Origin of the sequence: Porphyromonas circumdentaria (genome assembly GCF_900167105.1) — a bacterium.
Classification (GTDB): domain Bacteria; phylum Bacteroidota; class Bacteroidia; order Bacteroidales; family Porphyromonadaceae; genus Porphyromonas; species Porphyromonas circumdentaria.
This window is the reverse complement of the sequence record NZ_FUXE01000007.1, coordinates 23,143-39,315: the sequence shown is the minus strand read 5'-3', so window position 1 is coordinate 39,315 and position 16,173 is coordinate 23,143. Positions and strand designations below refer to the sequence as shown.

Sequence of the window (16,173 nt, the reverse complement as noted above, 5' to 3'; positions counted from 1 at the left end):
TAATAGCAATATGAAAATACTCCAAGAAAAATTAGCCTCCTATACAGCTCCTCAGGAAGCTCAGGCGTTAGGCATATACCCCTATTTTCGTAAGATAGAATCAGAGCAGGATACCGAAGTCGTGATTGATGGACGTAAGGTGCTCATGTTTGGCTCTAATTCATATTTGGGACTTACCAATCACCCAACTCTAAAGAAAGCTGCCATTGAGGCTACCGAAAAGTATGGTACTGGTTGTGCGGGAAGTCGTTTCCTGAACGGAACTTTAGATAGCCATATCGCTTTAGAAAAAAGACTGGCCGAATTTTTGGGTAAGGATGATGCTATCATCTTTTCCACGGGGTTTCAAGTTAACTTAGGGGTTGTTTCTATCCTTACAGGAAGAGAAGACTATATCATTTGGGATGAGCTCAACCATGCTTCTATCATAGAGGGAATGCGTCTTACTTATAGTACTAAACTGAAGTACAAACATAACGATATGGCTTCTTTGGAGCGTCGCTTGAAGCAATGTACTCCTGGGAAGATAATTCTTATTGTGGTTGACGGAGTTTTTTCTATGGAGGGAGATATTTGTAATCTGCCCGAAATAGTTCGCTTGGCTAAAAAGTACAAAGCTACTTTGATGGTGGACGAGGCTCATGGTATTGGGGTACTTGGCGATTGTGGTCGTGGCGTCTGTCATCACTATGGACTTAGTCAAGATGTAGACTTGATTATGGGTACTTTCAGTAAATCTTTTGCTTCGCTTGGAGGCTTTGTGGCAGGAGATAAGGTTTTGATAAATTACCTTCGCCACCATGCGCGTAGCTACATTTTTAGTGCAAGTTGTACTCCTGCTTCTACAGCCGCTGCCAGTGCGGCATTAGATATTATGCTTTCAGAGCCTGAGAGATTTGAGCGTCTCTGGGAGCTTACTCACTACGCCTTAGATCGTTTCCGTACCTTAGGATTTGAGATTGGGAATACTTCTACCCCCATTATTCCTCTTTTTATTAGAAACAACGAGGCAACATTTTGCATAACGAGAGATCTTTTCCAAGAAGGCGTTTTTGTAAACCCTGTGGTTTCTCCTGCAGTTCCACCAGAAGATACTCTAATTCGCTTTAGCTTAATGGCCACACACACTAAAGAGCAGTTAGACTTTGCAATAAATGCCTTGTATAAAGTCTTCGTGGCCAATGGCATTATCCGTTAGACCATAAAAAAGAATGCTTTTTTTGAAAGAAAATATTGCAGATGTCAAAAAAAGTAGTACTTTTGCACTCGGGTGAGTCCTACACGACCAGCTCCCTGTGAATCCCCCAGGGCTTGATCGCAGCAAGGGTAGTAGGTCGTAGCGGTGCGATGTAGGTTGCTCACCTATATGCCTCTTTAGCTCAGTTGGCCAGAGCACGTGATTTGTAATCTCGGGGTCGTTGGTTCGAATCCGACAAGAGGCTCAGGTAAGTGAAAGCTCCCTTCTAGACAAAAGTATAGAAGGGAGCTTTCTTATGTATATATTCTTTTGAACTCGCTTTGGGCTATTAAGAGCCTTAAGAATGGTAGTGTCTCCCCAAAATCTAAGCTTCATAAAAACAGTTTTTGTGAGGCTTATATTGTTCTAACTCGAAAGATAAAAACCTTGAGCTTATCCTCTTTTTGGGGACACTATTACGTGTAATCAAATGTTCTATCCTCTAAAAATCAAGGAAAAAGCAAGTCTTTATTCAAAGTAAGCTTTCCCAGAAGTTGATTCCCTTTTTTCTCTCTTTTGAAAACTCCCTTCAAAAAACATGAGTCAATAGAAAGAATTGTTTTTTTGTAGGTGTAAACTTTATTTTTGACTAAAAACAGAAATAAGATAGTACGAAAATAATATGAAAAATAATATCCATTAAATTAAGCCTCTATTTTTGTACATTTGCGAACAGTTGTAAATAAAAAACAATACATAGATGAGGTTCAAAATATCTTTACAGGTTAATAAGGCTGCATACGGCAATCTTTTGCCTCTAAACTATCAGTACGAACTCTCTGCTGCTATATACAAGATATTGTCCCGATCCGATCAAACCTATACGGAGTGGTTGCACAATAATGGCTTTATGGGGATACATAATCAGAAAAAATTCAAGCTTTTTTGTTTTTCCCGACTTTATCCCGAAAAGTTTCGTCTCATAAAAGAGAGCGCAAGGCTTGAGATATTAAGTGATAAGGTTGAATGGGAACTCTCCTTTCTTCCTGAGAATAGTACGAGTAAGTTTATCCAAGGTATATTTTTGAATCAAGTCTTTGAGATTGGCGATAAGTACTCTTCTGTTCAATTCAAAGTGCAAAATATAGAGGCACTCCTCTCTCCCTCACTCTCTTCCGAAATGCGTTTTGAGACATTGTCTCCGATCTGCTTGCGAATGCGTAGGGAAGACTTGAGTACAGAGTACATATCCCCTTTGCATGAAAAGGCGCGAGAAGCTATTCGATATGGTTTGCTCAATCGTTATGAAGCTTATCACAATAAAACCTATTCTGGAGAGGACTTTTTTGAATTTGAACCTCTAAATATTCCCAAATCTGCACTTATCAAAGTCAAGGCGAATACTCCTTATGAGACGAAAGTGAAAGGGTTTATGTGTCGCTTTCGAGTGAAAGCCCCTGTGGACTTGATGCACATCTTATATGCAAGTGGAGTAGGAGAGGAGTGCTCACAAGGCTTTGGTTGTGTACGCATATTGTGAAACAATTAAAGAAACCCTATTTATGAGTTTAGATACCATATTAACTATTGGAAAGGCTTTGCGAGAATCTTCAAAACAAAGTTTTATTTATAGAGCGAGTACCCTTTACAATAGAATATGATTATCACGGGAACACATTTCAATTACTATCAGGTCTGCCACAGAAAGCTATGGCTATTTTCCAATCAGATTAGTTTCGAACACACTTCAGACCTTGTATATGAGGGTAAGCTCATTCATGAGCAAAGTTATCCTCAGCGTTCTGTAAAATATGAAGAGGTTGCTATAGATGGGATAAAGGTCGATTTCTACGATCCTAAAGAACACATTATACACGAGATAAAGAAATCCAACAAAATAGAAAAGGCACACGAGTGGCAACTCAAATACTATATCTATGTTTTCGAGCGCAATGGAATAGAGGGCGTTTCTGGCATATTGGAGTACCCTGCTCTGCGAAAGAAAGAGTGCATATTTCTAAGCGACATAGACCGAGAGCACATTGTGCAGATGGAGGCCGACATAACTCGTATTGCCTCAAGTGAAGTCTGTCCCCCACTTATAAAGCGAAGTTTTTGTCGCAACTGTAGCTATTATGAATTTTGTTACTGTGGAGAAGAAGAAGCATGAAGAAGAGTTACTATCTATTCAACCCAGGCGAATTGGAGCGAAAAGACAATACGTTGAAGTTTACCCCCTATGAGGAGTTGGGAGAAGACAAATACACCCCAGGACCTGCAAGATACCTCCCGATAGAAGATATTGACGAACTCTACGTTTTTGGTTCATTAAAGGCTAATAGCAGTTTATACAATTTTCTCGGGCAGCAAGGTGTAGTCGTTCATTTTTTCGATTATTATGAGAACTATACAGGCTCATTTATGCCTCGAGACGCTCTCCTCTCGGGTAAAATGCTATTAGCACAAGCTGCTGCTCATAAGAATAAGAAGAGACGTTTGCTATTGGCACAGAAATTCATCACAGGTGCTTCTTTCAACATACAGAAGAACCTCTCCTATTACAACAATCGAGGGAAAGAGTTGCTCTCAACCATTGAACTCATCGAAAAGTATGCTGCTTGTATCGAAACCTCTACCTCCGTCGAGGCTCTCATGGGTATCGAGGGCAATATCCGACAGTTATATTATGCGGCTTTTAATACCATTATAGAGAGTTTTGAAATGGGGGCGCGCAGTAAACAGCCTCCACAAAATGAGATAAATGCTCTCATCTCTTTTGGCAATATGATGTGTTACTCGCTCTGTCTTAAGGCTATTCATCAAACTCAATTGAATCCTACGATTAGTTACTTGCATACTCCAGGAGAGAGGAGGTATTCGCTCTGCTTGGACATTTCCGAAATCTTCAAACCGATACTCGTAGACAGAACGATATTTAAGGTGTTAAACAAGAGGATTATACAGGAAAAGCATTTCGACCGACAGCTCAACCGTTGCATCCTCAACAATAACGGCAAAAAACTCTTTGTGCAAGCTTTTGAGGAGCGACTACAAGAGACTATAAAACATCGCAAACTAAATCGCTCAGTTAGTTATAAACACTTAGTCAAATTGGAGTGTTACAAACTGGCCAAAGATATATTGGGAGTAGAGGAGTATCAACCCTTCAAAATGTATTGGTGATGTATATCATTTTAGTTTACGATATTAAGGAGAAGCGTGTGGCAAAGATGCTAAAACTCTGTCGCAAATATCTCAACTGGATTCAGAACTCCGTTTTTGAGGGAGAGATATCGGAGGCCAAACTCAAAGAACTCAAGATATTGGCGAGCGAAATTATGGACAAAAAAGAGGATAGCCTTATCATATTTTCCTCTCGACAGGAGCGTTGGCTCAATAAAGAGATTATCGGCAAAGAGCGGGGAGCGACAGATATTTTCCTTTGAAAAAGAATATCACGCGTTTTAATACTGTTTCAAAAAGCGAGTAACCGAGCTTCCTTTATTTACCCTTTCTCGCTAAGTATAGCCCATTCGTAGCAGAGAGGTTGCTTTCTTGTATGTGAGGTGCATATTTCAAAGAAGCTCTTCACACGCCGATGCTTCTTTTCTCTTCTTTCGATAGGCTTTGTATCCATAAAAGCTCGTCCGCCCTATCTATCTACTTTTCCTAACCCTTTTTCGTAAAGAGGAAATAAACTGATTAAGTCTTTTCAGAAAACAGATTGTATAGGTGTAAAAGTTACTTTCATTATGTGTATTTCTCTATTCCCAATCTGAATATATGTATATTTAGATTGCGTTTATATATATTCAAGTTGCGTATATGTATATTCAGTCTTAATATAGAGAATTGTACAAGATGAAACGAGAAAGTTGAAGTGATAAACGCATTAAAAGGGTGCTTACGTAGCGAAAAATCTGCTTATTGGAGTTGCTGTTTCCTATTTTTTCTCTCTCCGATGCTAAAGATTGGAGAGGGAAAGGTATGCACATTTTTCAGACATTATCCCGAACACTACCACTTTATACATCCTAACAGACCAGAAAGAAGGGCTTTGCCAAATGAATCTTGGCAAAGCCCTTCTTTACAAATTATGGTATTTGAAATTTCGTTACCGTTGGAGCCTTCCTATAGCCCCAGGGGGCGAAGCCCCGTAGAGGTCTTTACTAAGAAAGAACTCTACAGAGAAACTCAACACTTAACGAACGATACATTTTCTATTGTTTACAATATAGATACCCGCTGGAAGCCCCTCCGCATCCGTTGCATTACGGCGGATTAGGCGACCATCTATTGTGTAAATATCAGCACGACCCTCTTCTTTCAAAATAGCTTCTATATGGGTAGGAACGGTTACATACACAGGAGCCGATTCGATGCCATTGTCGAAGAGAACGGTTACTGCATACGTTTCCTCGCCTTTCACATAGTCGGTTTCAAAAGAGGTCGTAGCCTCGCCCTCGAGTGTGCTGAGAAGTTGATTGTTGCGATATACCTTGTATCCCGTGATCGTACCAGCAGAAGCCTTGAAGGTAATATCGTCTATTCCCATCATATAGGTGTCTTTTTTTCCTGTGATACGGTGGAGGGCAAAGTAGCGTGCTCCCTCGGGCACTTCCACACGTACCTCTTCCCAAACAACGCCAGAAACGACACGACTTTCTCCCAACTTCTCAAAAGAAGCGATATTCTTGTCTGTTTTCGAAAAGAGCAAGTCATACGTTTCGGGATAAGGCTTAGAACCAGATTTTTGATTCAGTACCCAAAGGCTTATTGTCTGTTTCTCGCCCGACAAAAGAGGGCTGATAAGCCATTCGTCTGCATCTACAATCTCGGAGTTTATAAACTCGTAGATACTTGCTGCGTATTGATCTCCCGTACGGGGCGACATCTCGGGGAAAAGACGCAAGCACTCTGGAGAAATTGCACTTGGATTCATTACACAGAAAGCGAACGGTGTACCCTGCAATGGATAGGTTGTTCTCTTGAATAGAGCCCCTGCCGTAGCTTCTTCTTTACCATTCACGGTAGTCCATTTGCCAAACTGGGTGAGCCAAGGGCTATAGTCCTCAAAGCTTTCTGTAATAAGTACGGAATTAGAGGCGGGGGCTTGCCATGAGAGGCGTACCTTACCCTCTTTATTTTGTGCCTTGAGAGCAGTTGCAGAGGGTAGAGTAGAGGTGAGCAGAGTTATATTTTTTACTTCATTGTCGTTCGAAGCATTGCCGTCGTTTTCTGTCGTCACAATAGCTTTTATTTGAGCGGTTTCTCCTGCTACACCATCTATTTGAAGTCCATCGAAAACGATAGTTTGGATTTCTCCGAATGTATTAAAGGGTGCTTTAACGTTCAGTTGTTTTACTTCCTTACCATCAATGTAAACAGTAACAGTGTAGTCAGATACTAACTCCTCTCCCAAACACTTGACTACTGTGCTGACAGAAAAAGGCTCTCCTTTAACAATCTTTTTGGGCGTAAAGAGTTCCAAAGCGAGGTCGCGTTTAGGTAGATCTATGACAGAGATAGCATCCAGAGAGAGTTGTACTCCTGCTTGCCCGTAGGCCTTAAAGCGGGGCATAACGTAACGCTCGCCTTTTAAGCTCTCGAGACTTACTCGTTTCATTGTCCACTGAGGAACTTTTGTAGTGCTATAATCTATCGTTTCTAAAATTACCTCTTCACCATTGGGCTTTTTGCCAATAACTTCCATGCGCACGGGCTTCTCTTCGGAGCACTTGTGATAGAATACCAAATAGGGCTTTTGAGTATTCTTAAGGGTAATTTTCCCAAAGTTGATAGCACTCCACTCTCTATTGTTATCTGCCTTGAAAGCTAAGGAACCACCGTCGCCATCTGCATGGTCATAGTCGATGATAGTAAAGGATTGTTTGCTGTTTTTATTGATCCAAACCACCGTTTCATAGTTTGTTTCGGGGAAACTCTCCATAAAAGGCACTTTATAGGCTTCGCCCATCAAGAGGTAGGTGTAGGCATTATCACTGGTTCCTGCAGCATTGCTGGCGGCAAGATACCAAGTAGCAAGATTTTGTTCTCCTTGATTGGGGTTCATCTCGAGTGTATGGGTGGTTTCTTTGGTTACTACGGCAACGAGCTCTCCAGGTTCGCCATCTTGATTCATTGCGCGAATCTCATAGTTGACGGTTTCGGGATTAACCCAACCTCCTGTTTCCCCTTGCTCGCTCACAGCATCCCAAGTAAAACGTATTTTTGTCTCTTCATCGTAGGCCTTGAATTTTTCGGGACTTTGTGGTCGGTCTACTCCTACACGTGCAGAGGCTTGTGTTTTACGCCCCTCTTCTGTACCACTATAAGTAATAACTGTATATACGTTTATTCCGTTTTTAGCGTGTATGTCTTCATGCTCAAGAAGACTTCCAGGAGCAGGGTTCGCAAAAGATTTGATCTCTTGATTGCCTCTAAATATACTAATGCGGGTAAGGTTGGTGAGGGCAGTCCCGTTGATAGCTTGAGTAGGAGCCTTGAAAGCAATTTTTGCCCTATTTAACCCCGTGGGGTCAGGAGTGATCTTAAGTTCACTAACCTTGTCTGGAGAGGTTACAAGGGGACCTGCTTTGATGTAGATCTTTCTCAAGTGTAGTTGGTATTTATTGGCTCTACTGGTCGCATGAAACCCGAAGAAGTAGTTGTCCGTAGTCTCGATAAGCACCTCTTTTTCATAGGTTTTTGGGGTAGTGTCATATATCTCGACTTCAGGAATTAACTCGTTAGATAACCCAGCTACTGTTGGGCTTTTGCCCCATTTAGCCTCCATGTGCTCCGAGTCATAAAGGCTACCTGCATTTACCGTACAACCAACGTAATAAAGTCGTCCCGCAACAAGGTTAATGCTCGGGGTTATAGCCCATTCATCAGCTTCTGAAAGATTGTAGTTGTACAGGATATATTTTTCTTGCATGTTGTACATCCATGTGTTGCCGTCATTATTGGCATCAATGATTGTCATCTTTCCAAACCCTGCCGAAGTTTGAAACTCTTCGTTGTACAGTAGATCATTGACGTTGGTTCGGAGTCCTCCACTTTGCAGAGATGGTGTACTATCAAAAAACATTACCCCTGCCTTTTGTAGTCTTTGGTAATCGTTCCAATGTAGATGATTGGCCTTAACTCCATCCTCTGGTAATACTCTCAAGGGGGTTTTTGAAGTAACTTTTTTTCCATTACTCTGGGGTGATTTTTTCTGAGCACTCATGGGTACGGTAAAAAGAAGTAACTGTACCAAGAGCACTCCTACTAATCGAAAGAAGTTCTCTTTAATCATAATATCCAAATACTTATTATAAAAATGCCTGCTCCAAAAATAATAAATTTTACCATTCTAATGCGACATCATATTGTTTTTCTGAAATGTTTTTCTAAAAGTCTTGTGCTTGTTTAAGGCAAAAACTTCTAATTAAAGAGCTAAACCAAAGGATAGATAGATGAGAAAAGATGTATGTTTACTCCCAAAACTTTTCGTTTGTAAAGATGGATGAAAAGGAGTATCTTTGTCCAAGTCCCTGGTAATTATGCGATAACTGGATAAACAAAGGGGAGAATATGTAAATAATTTAAATAGAAAAACTATGAGTTTCTTGACGGAAGATAAATTGGTTTTTGTTGGAGCTGCTGGTATGATTGGCTCCAATATGGCACAGACGGCAGCGATGATGCGTCTTACACCTAATATTTGCCTCTATGACCCCTTCATCCAAGGATTGGAAGGGGTAGCCGAGGAGATGCGTCACTGCGGTTTCGAGGGGCTGAACATTACCTTTACAGATAGTATTGAAAAGGCTTTTACAGGAGCAAAGTATATCGTTTCTGCTGGTGGAGCACCTCGCAAAGAGGGTATGACTCGTGAAGATTTATTGAGAGGGAACTCCGAAATCGCAGCCGAGTTGGGTCGTAATATCAAACGTTATTGTCCTGATGTACAGCATGTAACGATTATTTTCAACCCTGCCGATATTACGGGGCTTGTAACCCTTGTTCACTCTGGCCTGAAACCATCTCAAGTAACCACACTGGCTGCTTTAGATACCACTCGTCTACAAAGTGAGTTGGCAAAGCACTTCGGAGTGCTCCAAAGCAAAGTAACCAATTGTCGTACTTATGGAGGTCATGGAGAGATGATGGCTGTTTTTGCTTCTACAGCGCAGGTAGAAGGTACGCCTCTTACCTCTCTGATTGGTAGTGATAAACTCTCTAATGAGGAGTGGGCAGCTCTAAAAGAGAGAGTGGTTAAGGGGGGAGCTAATATCATTAAGTTACGTGGTCGCTCCAGCTTCCAAAGTCCTTCTTATGTATCGGTGCAAATGATTGCAGCCGCTATGGGGGGAACTCCTTTTACGCAGCCTTCGGGATGCTATGTGGCAAATGAAAAGTACAACCACATTATGATGGCTATGGAAAACAACATTACCAAAGAGGGAGTCGTATGCCACGAAATGAAGGGAACCCCTGAGGAGTTGGCACTTTTGGATCAAAGCTATCAACATCTTTGTGCGTTGCGCGATCAGGTTATTGATATGGGTATTCTGCCTCCCGTTGCTGAATGGAATAAGGTAAATCCCAACCTAAAGTAATAGGGCACAGAGCCTGACAAAATAGGGGAAGTAGTATCTGCGTCAAGGAGATACTACTTCTCTTTATTTATATGCAGATGAATAGAAAATTCTTATTTATTGCTAAGAGCGTTGTTATTAGATATTTAAGTGTACCTTTGCGGAACACATTAAATTTCAACGTTCGACGAGTATAACACATAAATAACTATATACGATGGATACGAACAATAAAGTGCGCATTGAAAGCGACCTTCTCGGAGAGAGAGAGATTCCTGTAGACAAACTCTATGGAGTGCAGACCCTCAGAGGGATTGAGAACTTTCGTATAAGTAACTTTCGTCTTGATCAGTACCCTCTCTTTATTAACGGCTTAGCTTATACCAAATGGGGAGCAGCGATAGCCAACTATGCTCACGGGCTATTGACCAAAGAGCAGTACGAAGCAATCGTTGGAGCTTGTCGCGAGATTATTGAAGGTAAGCACCACGATCAGTTCCCAATAGATATGATACAGGGTGGGGCGGGAACAACGACCAATATGAACGCTAATGAGGTGATCTGTAACCGCGGGCTCCAGCTTATGGGACATCAACCTGGGGAGTATCAATACTTACAACCCAATGACCATGTAAATTGTAGCCAATCAACCAACGATGCCTACCCAACGGCTATTCATTTGGGATTATATGCAAAGCATCTTTCCCTGAAGCCACATCTCGAAGAGCTTATTCGTTCTCTCAGAAAAAAGAGCGAAGAGTTTGCTCATATCCTTAAAATGGGGCGTACTCAGCTCGAAGATGCCGTGCCTATGTCTTTAGGCCAGACATTCGGCGGATTTGCTTCTATCCTTGAGGAAGAAATAGAGTATTTAGATTTTGCTGCGAAGCAATTCCTCACTATTAACATGGGAGCAACCGCTATAGGGACGGGAATTTGCTCAGAGCCTGGCTATGCAGAGGCTTGTATTAAGGCTACTGCAGAGATTACAGGTTGGGATATAAAACTTACCAAAGATCTTGTCGGTGCTACGAGCGATACCTCCGTAATGATTGGTTACTCATCGGCACTTAAACGCATTGCCGTTAAGCTCAATAAGATTGGTAACGATATCCGTCTTTTGGCATCAGGACCTCGTTGTGGTTTGCACGAAATCAACGTTCCTGCTATGCAACCAGGCTCTTCTATCATGCCTGGTAAGGTAAATCCAGTTATCCCAGAAGTGTTGAGTCAGGTATGCTACAAGGTAATGGGTAATGATTTGACCGTTACTTTGGCAGGTGATGCTGCTCAAATGGAGCTTAACGCTATGGAGCCTGTTATGGCGCAATGCTGTTTCGAGAGCTGTGATTTGCTCATTAATGGTATGGATACATTCCGCTTGCTCTGTGTAGATGGTATCACAGCCAACGAAGAAGACTGTCGCAACTACATACGCAATAGCATCGGTATCGTTACAGCCTTGAACCCAGTAATTGGGTACAAGAACTCAACGAAGATTGCTAAAGAGGCTATGGAGACAGGTCGTGGTGTTTATGACCTTGTACTGGAGCATGGCATTCTTACTAAGGAAGACCTTGATACGATCTTGAGCCCTGAAAATATGATTAAGCCTGTCAACTTACAGCACATTAAGCCTCTGAAGTAAGTGCAGGTATATGCTGAAAAGAGAAAAGCACCTTAGAAAAACTTCTGAGGTGCTTTTTTATTGTCGTCTTCTTTTACAATGGGAGGTAATGCTTGCCGAATTTGTGTTGTACTTGGGGTACTGGGAGCGTTATCGAAGTAAATCTTTCACAGCAAAAAGAGGCATTTCTTCCAGTGGCATCATAGCATTGATAAGTCCTATATAGTCGTATTCGTTGAGGCCTTGAAGGGTAATTTCTCTCTCCTCGATTCGATTCTTCTCCAATAGATAGTGTCGTTGTACTCCTTCTAAGAGAGGAGTTGAGGGCGTGTAACAACTTCCCTCTTGCAGGAAAATAAGGTTCGTATAACTACTATCGGTCAAATGCCCTTTTGAGTTGAACAGAATTACTTCGTCGGCACCACTTTCACGGCGCAGTCCCTCTAGTACAGAGCGATTGGTACTCTTGTAGCGATAGCTATAATCGGACGGAAGAGCGGCCAAGGCTATATGTTTTAGGGGGCGTTGCTTATACTTTTCAAAAGATATATGCTCTATTTTATCTCCGTAGATAATACGACACTTGGTAAGCCCTTGCCGACAATCGATAGGGCATAGCACTTCTAAATCGGGAAGCTGTAGAGCGGGCAATGCATGGTCTCGTAGTGTGCGGTCTATTCTTTCTTGGTGTAGATCTTTCAGTTGCACTACTCCTTCCCTTAGGGCAATACTTTCTATAAAAAGCTGTTCCATAGATAGCGAACTTTGACGAGCCTTATCTGTAAAAATGATTTTAGTACAGAGTTTTTCCTCCTGTTGAGATATTAAGTAAAAGGGAGGTAGATCTTCTGTATCACCTCTTCATACTCCTCCTCGGGTTGACTGTTTATGGTTATTCCTCCACCGCTTCGGAAAAATGTCTCCCCCTCCTCATCGCATTCTATGAAACGTATGAGCACGCCCGAGTCCAAAGAAGAGCCATCGAAATAGCCAAAAACCCCAGTGTAGTACCCTCTGCTTTCTCCCTCTGCCTCGTGAATCGCCTTGAGGGTAGCTTGTTTGGGAGCTCCAGATATAGAACCTGCAGGCAATAAAGCATGAAATATATCTCCCAAACGAGAGAAGGCTTCTTCTTCGAAATCGGCTACAATCCGAGAACTTACCTGTAGTAACTCTCCTCGTAGTGTAGGTACTCGATCTATGTAACGAAACTCTTCCACACGCACATTGCGTCCTACTCGCGCCAAGTCATTACGCATAAGATCTACAATAGTATAATGCTCTGCCGTTTCCTTATAATCATTGCGTATCAACTCCTCTGCATTGGGAAGAGAAGCATCTATGGTGCCTTTCATCGGGCAGGTTTCGATTCTTTTGCCCCCATGGGTTATAGAGACAAAACGCTCGGGAGAGAAAGAAAGAAAACTATTAGGAACGAGAAGTTTATAGGGCGCAGAAGCCCGTGTATAGATCTGTTCCAAAGAAAGTGGAGTACTGATAGGAGTTTTGATTGTTAGGTTGGCAAGAAAGGAATCGCCTCTTTGAAGAGCCTGCTCTATGCGGTGGTATTTGAAAAGATAGTCGTTAAAAGTAATGGGCGATACGTGTAGCAACTCCTCTTGGGGAGGTAGATTCTTTTCTTCGTTACCCAGAGGTGGAAGTCCATTGCTTATAGCTCCTACTTGAAAGTGTATCTCCCTCTGCTCGGTAGGATGGGTAATAATAAAACCTTTCTGGAGCGCATAGTCCACGGCAAAGAGGAAAGGCGTACCCAATGCTCCCAACCGATTCATTTTATTGAATACGCCACGCACCTCTTCCGATGGGTGTACCTTTTCCATAATGTCCTGTCTCATATTTTTCTTTCGGGTATTCCTTAGAGCAAATACCTATTCCTCGACAAATATACTATAACTTTGCCTGCACTTATGGCGCATATACTGGTTGCAGACTGTCACGACTCTTTTGTTTACAATCTTATTGAGATTATACGAAATACTGATGGATGCTCTTACGAGGTCTATCCCATAGAGGTGTGTGGAGAGATGCAATTAGATACTTTCGATGCGTTACTACTCTCGCCTGGGCCTGGGCATCCTACAGAAATGAAGGGGCTTTTCGATTTAATCGAACGCACCTATCGGCGAATGCCTATAATGGGGGTGTGTTTGGGATTGCAGGCTTTGGCTTGTTTCTTTGGGGGAAATTTGCGCCAACTATCTCGCCCTCTGCACGGTCATGCCGATTATTTGCGTTTATCCTCTCCGACGGAAGAGTGGTTTTCTGCTTTTCCTCTGGATAGTTGCATAGGACGTTACCATTCGTGGGTTGTGGACGAAGAGACTTTTCCGAAAGAGCTTCGCGTAGTTGCCTATGCCAAGAGCGACAACACTATCATGGCTCTTCGCCACCGTTCCTTGCCGATATATGCTGTTCAGTTCCACCCCGAGAGCTATATAAGTCTCCATGGAGCCGAACTTATAAAGTATTGGTTGCGCTCTATACAGTAGAGAGTCTTGCAAAGGGTAATTACTCGCTCATTACTATCATTTCTTTTGTAGTGTAATCCCTTTCTTCCTTCTCTTGAAAAGGGACTGAGCTACTCATTTCTACTTATATTCTTTAGCTTAAAAGGGTTATTAGTACTAAATTATGGTGATTTAGTATTATTATTTTGATTATTAGTACAAAATAGTATTTACCTTTGTGCCGAAAGTAGTACTCAATCGAGCTTCCAGTAGCCTTTTTATGTGCTTATGGGAGTGCTGATTATGGAAAACTCTATTAGAGAATAATTTGTTCCTCATTGCATATGAGGCAAACTCGAGAGAATGCTCTATCCAATCTTTGACTAATAATCGAATAAAAAATAGTTTGTGTTATGAATTTTAGAAACTTATTCGGACTTTTTCTAAGTCTTTTCTTTGCATCCTTGCTCCCAAATTCTGTGCTTGCCGACAATGTGATTACCATTTCGGTTAAAGATCTCGCAGACAATCACAATGACGAAGGAACACCTATCATTAAGTTTAGCCTGAAGGCCAATGGAGATGTAACTCTTACAGGCGTGGAAGGAGTGTACGACCCCTCGAAAAGAGTATATACAATGACCGATAAGACTGTAACAATTACAGGAGATGTTACAGAGTTTGACTGCGACTATGCTAAGATGGAAACATTAGACTGCAGTCAAAGTGCTCTATTGGAGGAGCTTTATTGTAAGAGTGCCAACATAAAGCATCTTAAAGTTGCAGGACTAACAAAGCTTCTTAAGGTAGATTGCCGCTATAATGACTTTGAAAACTTAGATTTTACGGGATGTGCCGCATTAACTTCTCTAAAGGCAAGTGGCTCTAAGACTAAAACTTTGGTATTAAAAGGTTGTAGCGCACTTAAGACTTTAGAAGTTTCTACTTCTTCAGATTTGGAAGTTCTTGACCTTTCGGAATGTCCTAATATAGAAACGGTAGAGTGCCAAAACTGCAATTTGAATACACTGAATCTTCAAAAGTGTGAGAAACTAAACGATTTGAGTTGCTATGAAAATAAACTTACTTCAATTGATTTCTCTGATTGTAAGAGTCTTACAAGTGTTACATGTGGAAGCAATCCTCTTACAAAATTGGAGATAACTAATAGTCCAAAGTTGCAGTATCTCTCTTGTTACAATGCAGAATTAACTCAACTCAATGTGTCTGGAAGTCAAAAGCTAACGGATCTCTACTGCGAAAAGAATAAACTAACCTCTGTTAATATCGAGAATTGCCCCGCTTTGGCGCGTATGTATCTCTTTTTTAATCAGATTTCTAAAGAAGAAATGCAACGCATCGTAGAGGCTCTTCCTAATAGAGAAGAAACTCAAAAAGCAAAGATAACCGCCATTGGTAAGGCAAGTGATAGGGAGGAAGGCAACAAGTGTAGCAAGAAAACAGTCGCTGCAGCTAAAGCAAAGAACTGGAGTATTTTCTTCAAAAATGAAGATACCTACCAAATAGAAGAGTACGAGGGAGAGGCAACATACTATGCTGTTACGTTAGAAAGTAACTTTAGAGATTGTAGGTATGCCTTCCGATGCTCTTAACCAGATAGAAGAGGGTACACTACTAAAAGTAAAAGCTACCCCTAACGAGGGCTACAAACTTGTAGAGCTGCTTGCAGGAGAGGTCTCTATTATGGATGTAATGGAGTTTACGGTAAATGCCGATGTTACAGTAAAAGCAGTATTCCAAGAAATAACTTGCAAGGTAGAACTCTCCGCAGAGGGGCCTGGAATAATACGCATCGAGGGCTACGATGCTGAGCAACTCAAGAAGGTTAAGCCTGGGCAACTGCTCAAAGTAATCGCTGTACCCGTACCTGGCACCGACAATGTGGAGCTCAAAACCTTGACGCTAACGGTTATTAATCCAGATGGAGAAAATACGGTAACCGATATTCTCGCCTCTAAGCAGTTTACGACAACGGAGAAAGACGTCCGTGTAAATGCTGTTTTTGAAGTGGTTAAGTCTGTAAACAAAATAGAAGAAGCAACTTTTGCCGTTTATGCCAACGAGGTAGGCAATGTACTCTCTGTTGAAAAAGCTACTCCTCTTACTCATGTGGAGGTATATGCCGTAGAGGGAAGAGTTGTACGCACAGCGACCACTAATAACGAGGGAGCTGCTCGCGTGGATATTTCTCTTCTTCCCAAGGGTACCTATATCGTTCGCGTTGCTAACAAGGCTGTAAAGGTTATCCTTTGATAAGAGTGCTATTCCTATTGAGCAAGGGTTGATGATTCC

The 16,173-nt window shown here is 41.8% G+C and carries 13 protein-coding genes and 1 tRNA gene; 11 read left to right on the top strand and 3 right to left on the bottom strand.

Annotated features, from left to right (window positions below):
- Positions 1-10: 10 nt before the first annotated feature.
- The 6 genes from spt (at position 11) to cas2 (ending at position 4,623) form a co-directional block, all read left to right on the top strand.
- Positions 11-1,198 (top strand): serine palmitoyltransferase, encoded by a 1,188-nt coding sequence (spt, locus tag B5D06_RS04195; RefSeq protein WP_078736769.1) that lies wholly within the window; start codon positions 11-13, stop codon positions 1,196-1,198.
- Between the two features lie 170 nt (positions 1,199-1,368).
- Positions 1,369-1,442: transfer RNA gene (locus tag B5D06_RS04190), tRNA-Thr, on the top strand.
- Between the two features lie 495 nt (positions 1,443-1,937).
- Positions 1,938-2,717, top strand: a complete 780-nt coding sequence (gene cas6, locus B5D06_RS04185) for a CRISPR-associated endoribonuclease Cas6 (protein ID WP_078736768.1) — start codon at positions 1,938-1,940, stop codon at positions 2,715-2,717.
- A gap of 117 nt (positions 2,718-2,834) precedes the next feature.
- Positions 2,835-3,347 carry a CRISPR-associated protein Cas4 gene (gene cas4, locus B5D06_RS04180; RefSeq protein WP_078736767.1) on the top strand — a complete coding sequence of 171 codons (513 nt, stop codon included), beginning with the start codon at positions 2,835-2,837 and terminating at the stop codon, positions 3,345-3,347.
- Positions 3,344-4,360, top strand: a complete 1,017-nt coding sequence (cas1b, locus tag B5D06_RS04175; RefSeq protein ID WP_078736766.1) for a type I-B CRISPR-associated endonuclease Cas1b — start codon at positions 3,344-3,346, stop codon at positions 4,358-4,360. Before cas4 ends, cas1b begins: the two co-directional genes overlap by 4 nt.
- The gene (cas2, locus tag B5D06_RS04170) at positions 4,360-4,623 is read left to right on the top strand and encodes a CRISPR-associated endonuclease Cas2 (protein ID WP_078736765.1); all 264 of its coding nucleotides are present in this window, start codon (positions 4,360-4,362) and stop codon (positions 4,621-4,623) included. Before cas1b ends, cas2 begins: the two co-directional genes overlap by 1 nt.
- Positions 4,624-5,378: 755 nt before the next feature.
- Here the strand turns inward: cas2 and B5D06_RS04165 are convergent.
- Positions 5,379-8,480: a hypothetical protein gene (locus B5D06_RS04165; protein WP_078736764.1), complete on the bottom strand. Its 3,102-nt coding sequence runs from the start codon at positions 8,478-8,480 to the stop codon at positions 5,379-5,381.
- A gap of 304 nt (positions 8,481-8,784) precedes the next feature.
- On the opposite strand from B5D06_RS04165, the gene B5D06_RS04160 reads away from it, so the two are divergent.
- Together B5D06_RS04160 and B5D06_RS04155 are read left to right on the top strand one after the other, a co-directional pair.
- Positions 8,785-9,786: a malate dehydrogenase gene (locus B5D06_RS04160; protein WP_078736763.1), complete on the top strand. Its 1,002-nt coding sequence runs from the start codon at positions 8,785-8,787 to the stop codon at positions 9,784-9,786.
- A gap of 196 nt (positions 9,787-9,982) precedes the next feature.
- Positions 9,983-11,413 (top strand): aspartate ammonia-lyase, encoded by a 1,431-nt coding sequence (locus B5D06_RS04155; protein ID WP_078736762.1) that lies wholly within the window; start codon positions 9,983-9,985, stop codon positions 11,411-11,413.
- A 129-nt stretch (positions 11,414-11,542) separates the two neighbouring features.
- On the opposite strand, the gene B5D06_RS04150 is transcribed toward B5D06_RS04155, so the two are convergent.
- A complete protein-coding gene (locus B5D06_RS04150; RefSeq protein ID WP_078736761.1) occupies positions 11,543-12,145 on the bottom strand; it encodes an aminotransferase class IV in 603 nt (200 codons plus the stop codon).
- Positions 12,146-12,216: 71 nt separating this feature from the next.
- The gene (locus B5D06_RS04145) at positions 12,217-13,248 is read right to left on the bottom strand and encodes an aminodeoxychorismate synthase component I (protein ID WP_260398690.1); all 1,032 of its coding nucleotides are present in this window, start codon (positions 13,246-13,248) and stop codon (positions 12,217-12,219) included.
- 72 nt (positions 13,249-13,320) lie between these two features.
- Here B5D06_RS04145 and B5D06_RS04140 point away from each other — a divergent pair, with 72 nt between their 5' ends.
- The 3 genes from B5D06_RS04140 (at position 13,321) to B5D06_RS04130 (ending at position 16,134) form a co-directional block, all read left to right on the top strand.
- Positions 13,321-13,902: an anthranilate synthase component II gene (locus tag B5D06_RS04140; RefSeq protein WP_078736760.1), complete on the top strand. Its 582-nt coding sequence runs from the start codon at positions 13,321-13,323 to the stop codon at positions 13,900-13,902.
- 371 nt (positions 13,903-14,273) lie between these two features.
- Positions 14,274-15,473, top strand: coding sequence for a leucine-rich repeat domain-containing protein (locus B5D06_RS04135; protein ID WP_078736759.1), 1,200 nt, complete (start codon positions 14,274-14,276; stop codon positions 15,471-15,473).
- Positions 15,454-16,134, top strand: a complete 681-nt coding sequence (locus tag B5D06_RS04130; RefSeq protein ID WP_078736758.1) for an InlB B-repeat-containing protein — start codon at positions 15,454-15,456, stop codon at positions 16,132-16,134. The genes B5D06_RS04135 and B5D06_RS04130 overlap by 20 nt, the downstream gene beginning before the upstream one ends.
- The last annotated feature ends 39 nt before the right edge of the window (positions 16,135-16,173 follow it).

Excerpts from the sequence above, each read along its gene's own strand:
- spt (WP_078736769.1), top strand. The coding sequence starts at position 11 with ATGAAAATACTCCAAGAAAAATTAGCCTCCTATACAGCTCCTCAGGAA.
- cas6 (WP_078736768.1), top strand. The coding sequence starts at position 1,938 with ATGAGGTTCAAAATATCTTTACAGGTTAATAAGGCTGCATACGGCAAT.
- cas4 (WP_078736767.1), top strand. The coding sequence starts at position 2,835 with ATGATTATCACGGGAACACATTTCAATTACTATCAGGTCTGCCACAGA.
- cas1b (WP_078736766.1), top strand. The coding sequence starts at position 3,344 with ATGAAGAAGAGTTACTATCTATTCAACCCAGGCGAATTGGAGCGAAAA.
- cas2 (WP_078736765.1), top strand. The coding sequence starts at position 4,360 with ATGTATATCATTTTAGTTTACGATATTAAGGAGAAGCGTGTGGCAAAG.
- B5D06_RS04165 (WP_078736764.1), bottom strand. The coding sequence starts at position 8,480 with ATGATTAAAGAGAACTTCTTTCGATTAGTAGGAGTGCTCTTGGTACAG.
- B5D06_RS04160 (WP_078736763.1), top strand. The coding sequence starts at position 8,785 with ATGAGTTTCTTGACGGAAGATAAATTGGTTTTTGTTGGAGCTGCTGGT.
- B5D06_RS04155 (WP_078736762.1), top strand. The coding sequence starts at position 9,983 with ATGGATACGAACAATAAAGTGCGCATTGAAAGCGACCTTCTCGGAGAG.
- B5D06_RS04150 (WP_078736761.1), bottom strand. The coding sequence starts at position 12,145 with ATGGAACAGCTTTTTATAGAAAGTATTGCCCTAAGGGAAGGAGTAGTG.
- B5D06_RS04145 (WP_260398690.1), bottom strand. The coding sequence starts at position 13,248 with ATGAGACAGGACATTATGGAAAAGGTACACCCATCGGAAGAGGTGCGT.
- B5D06_RS04140 (WP_078736760.1), top strand. The coding sequence starts at position 13,321 with ATGGCGCATATACTGGTTGCAGACTGTCACGACTCTTTTGTTTACAAT.
- B5D06_RS04135 (WP_078736759.1), top strand. The coding sequence starts at position 14,274 with ATGAATTTTAGAAACTTATTCGGACTTTTTCTAAGTCTTTTCTTTGCA.
- B5D06_RS04130 (WP_078736758.1), top strand. The coding sequence starts at position 15,454 with ATGCCTTCCGATGCTCTTAACCAGATAGAAGAGGGTACACTACTAAAA.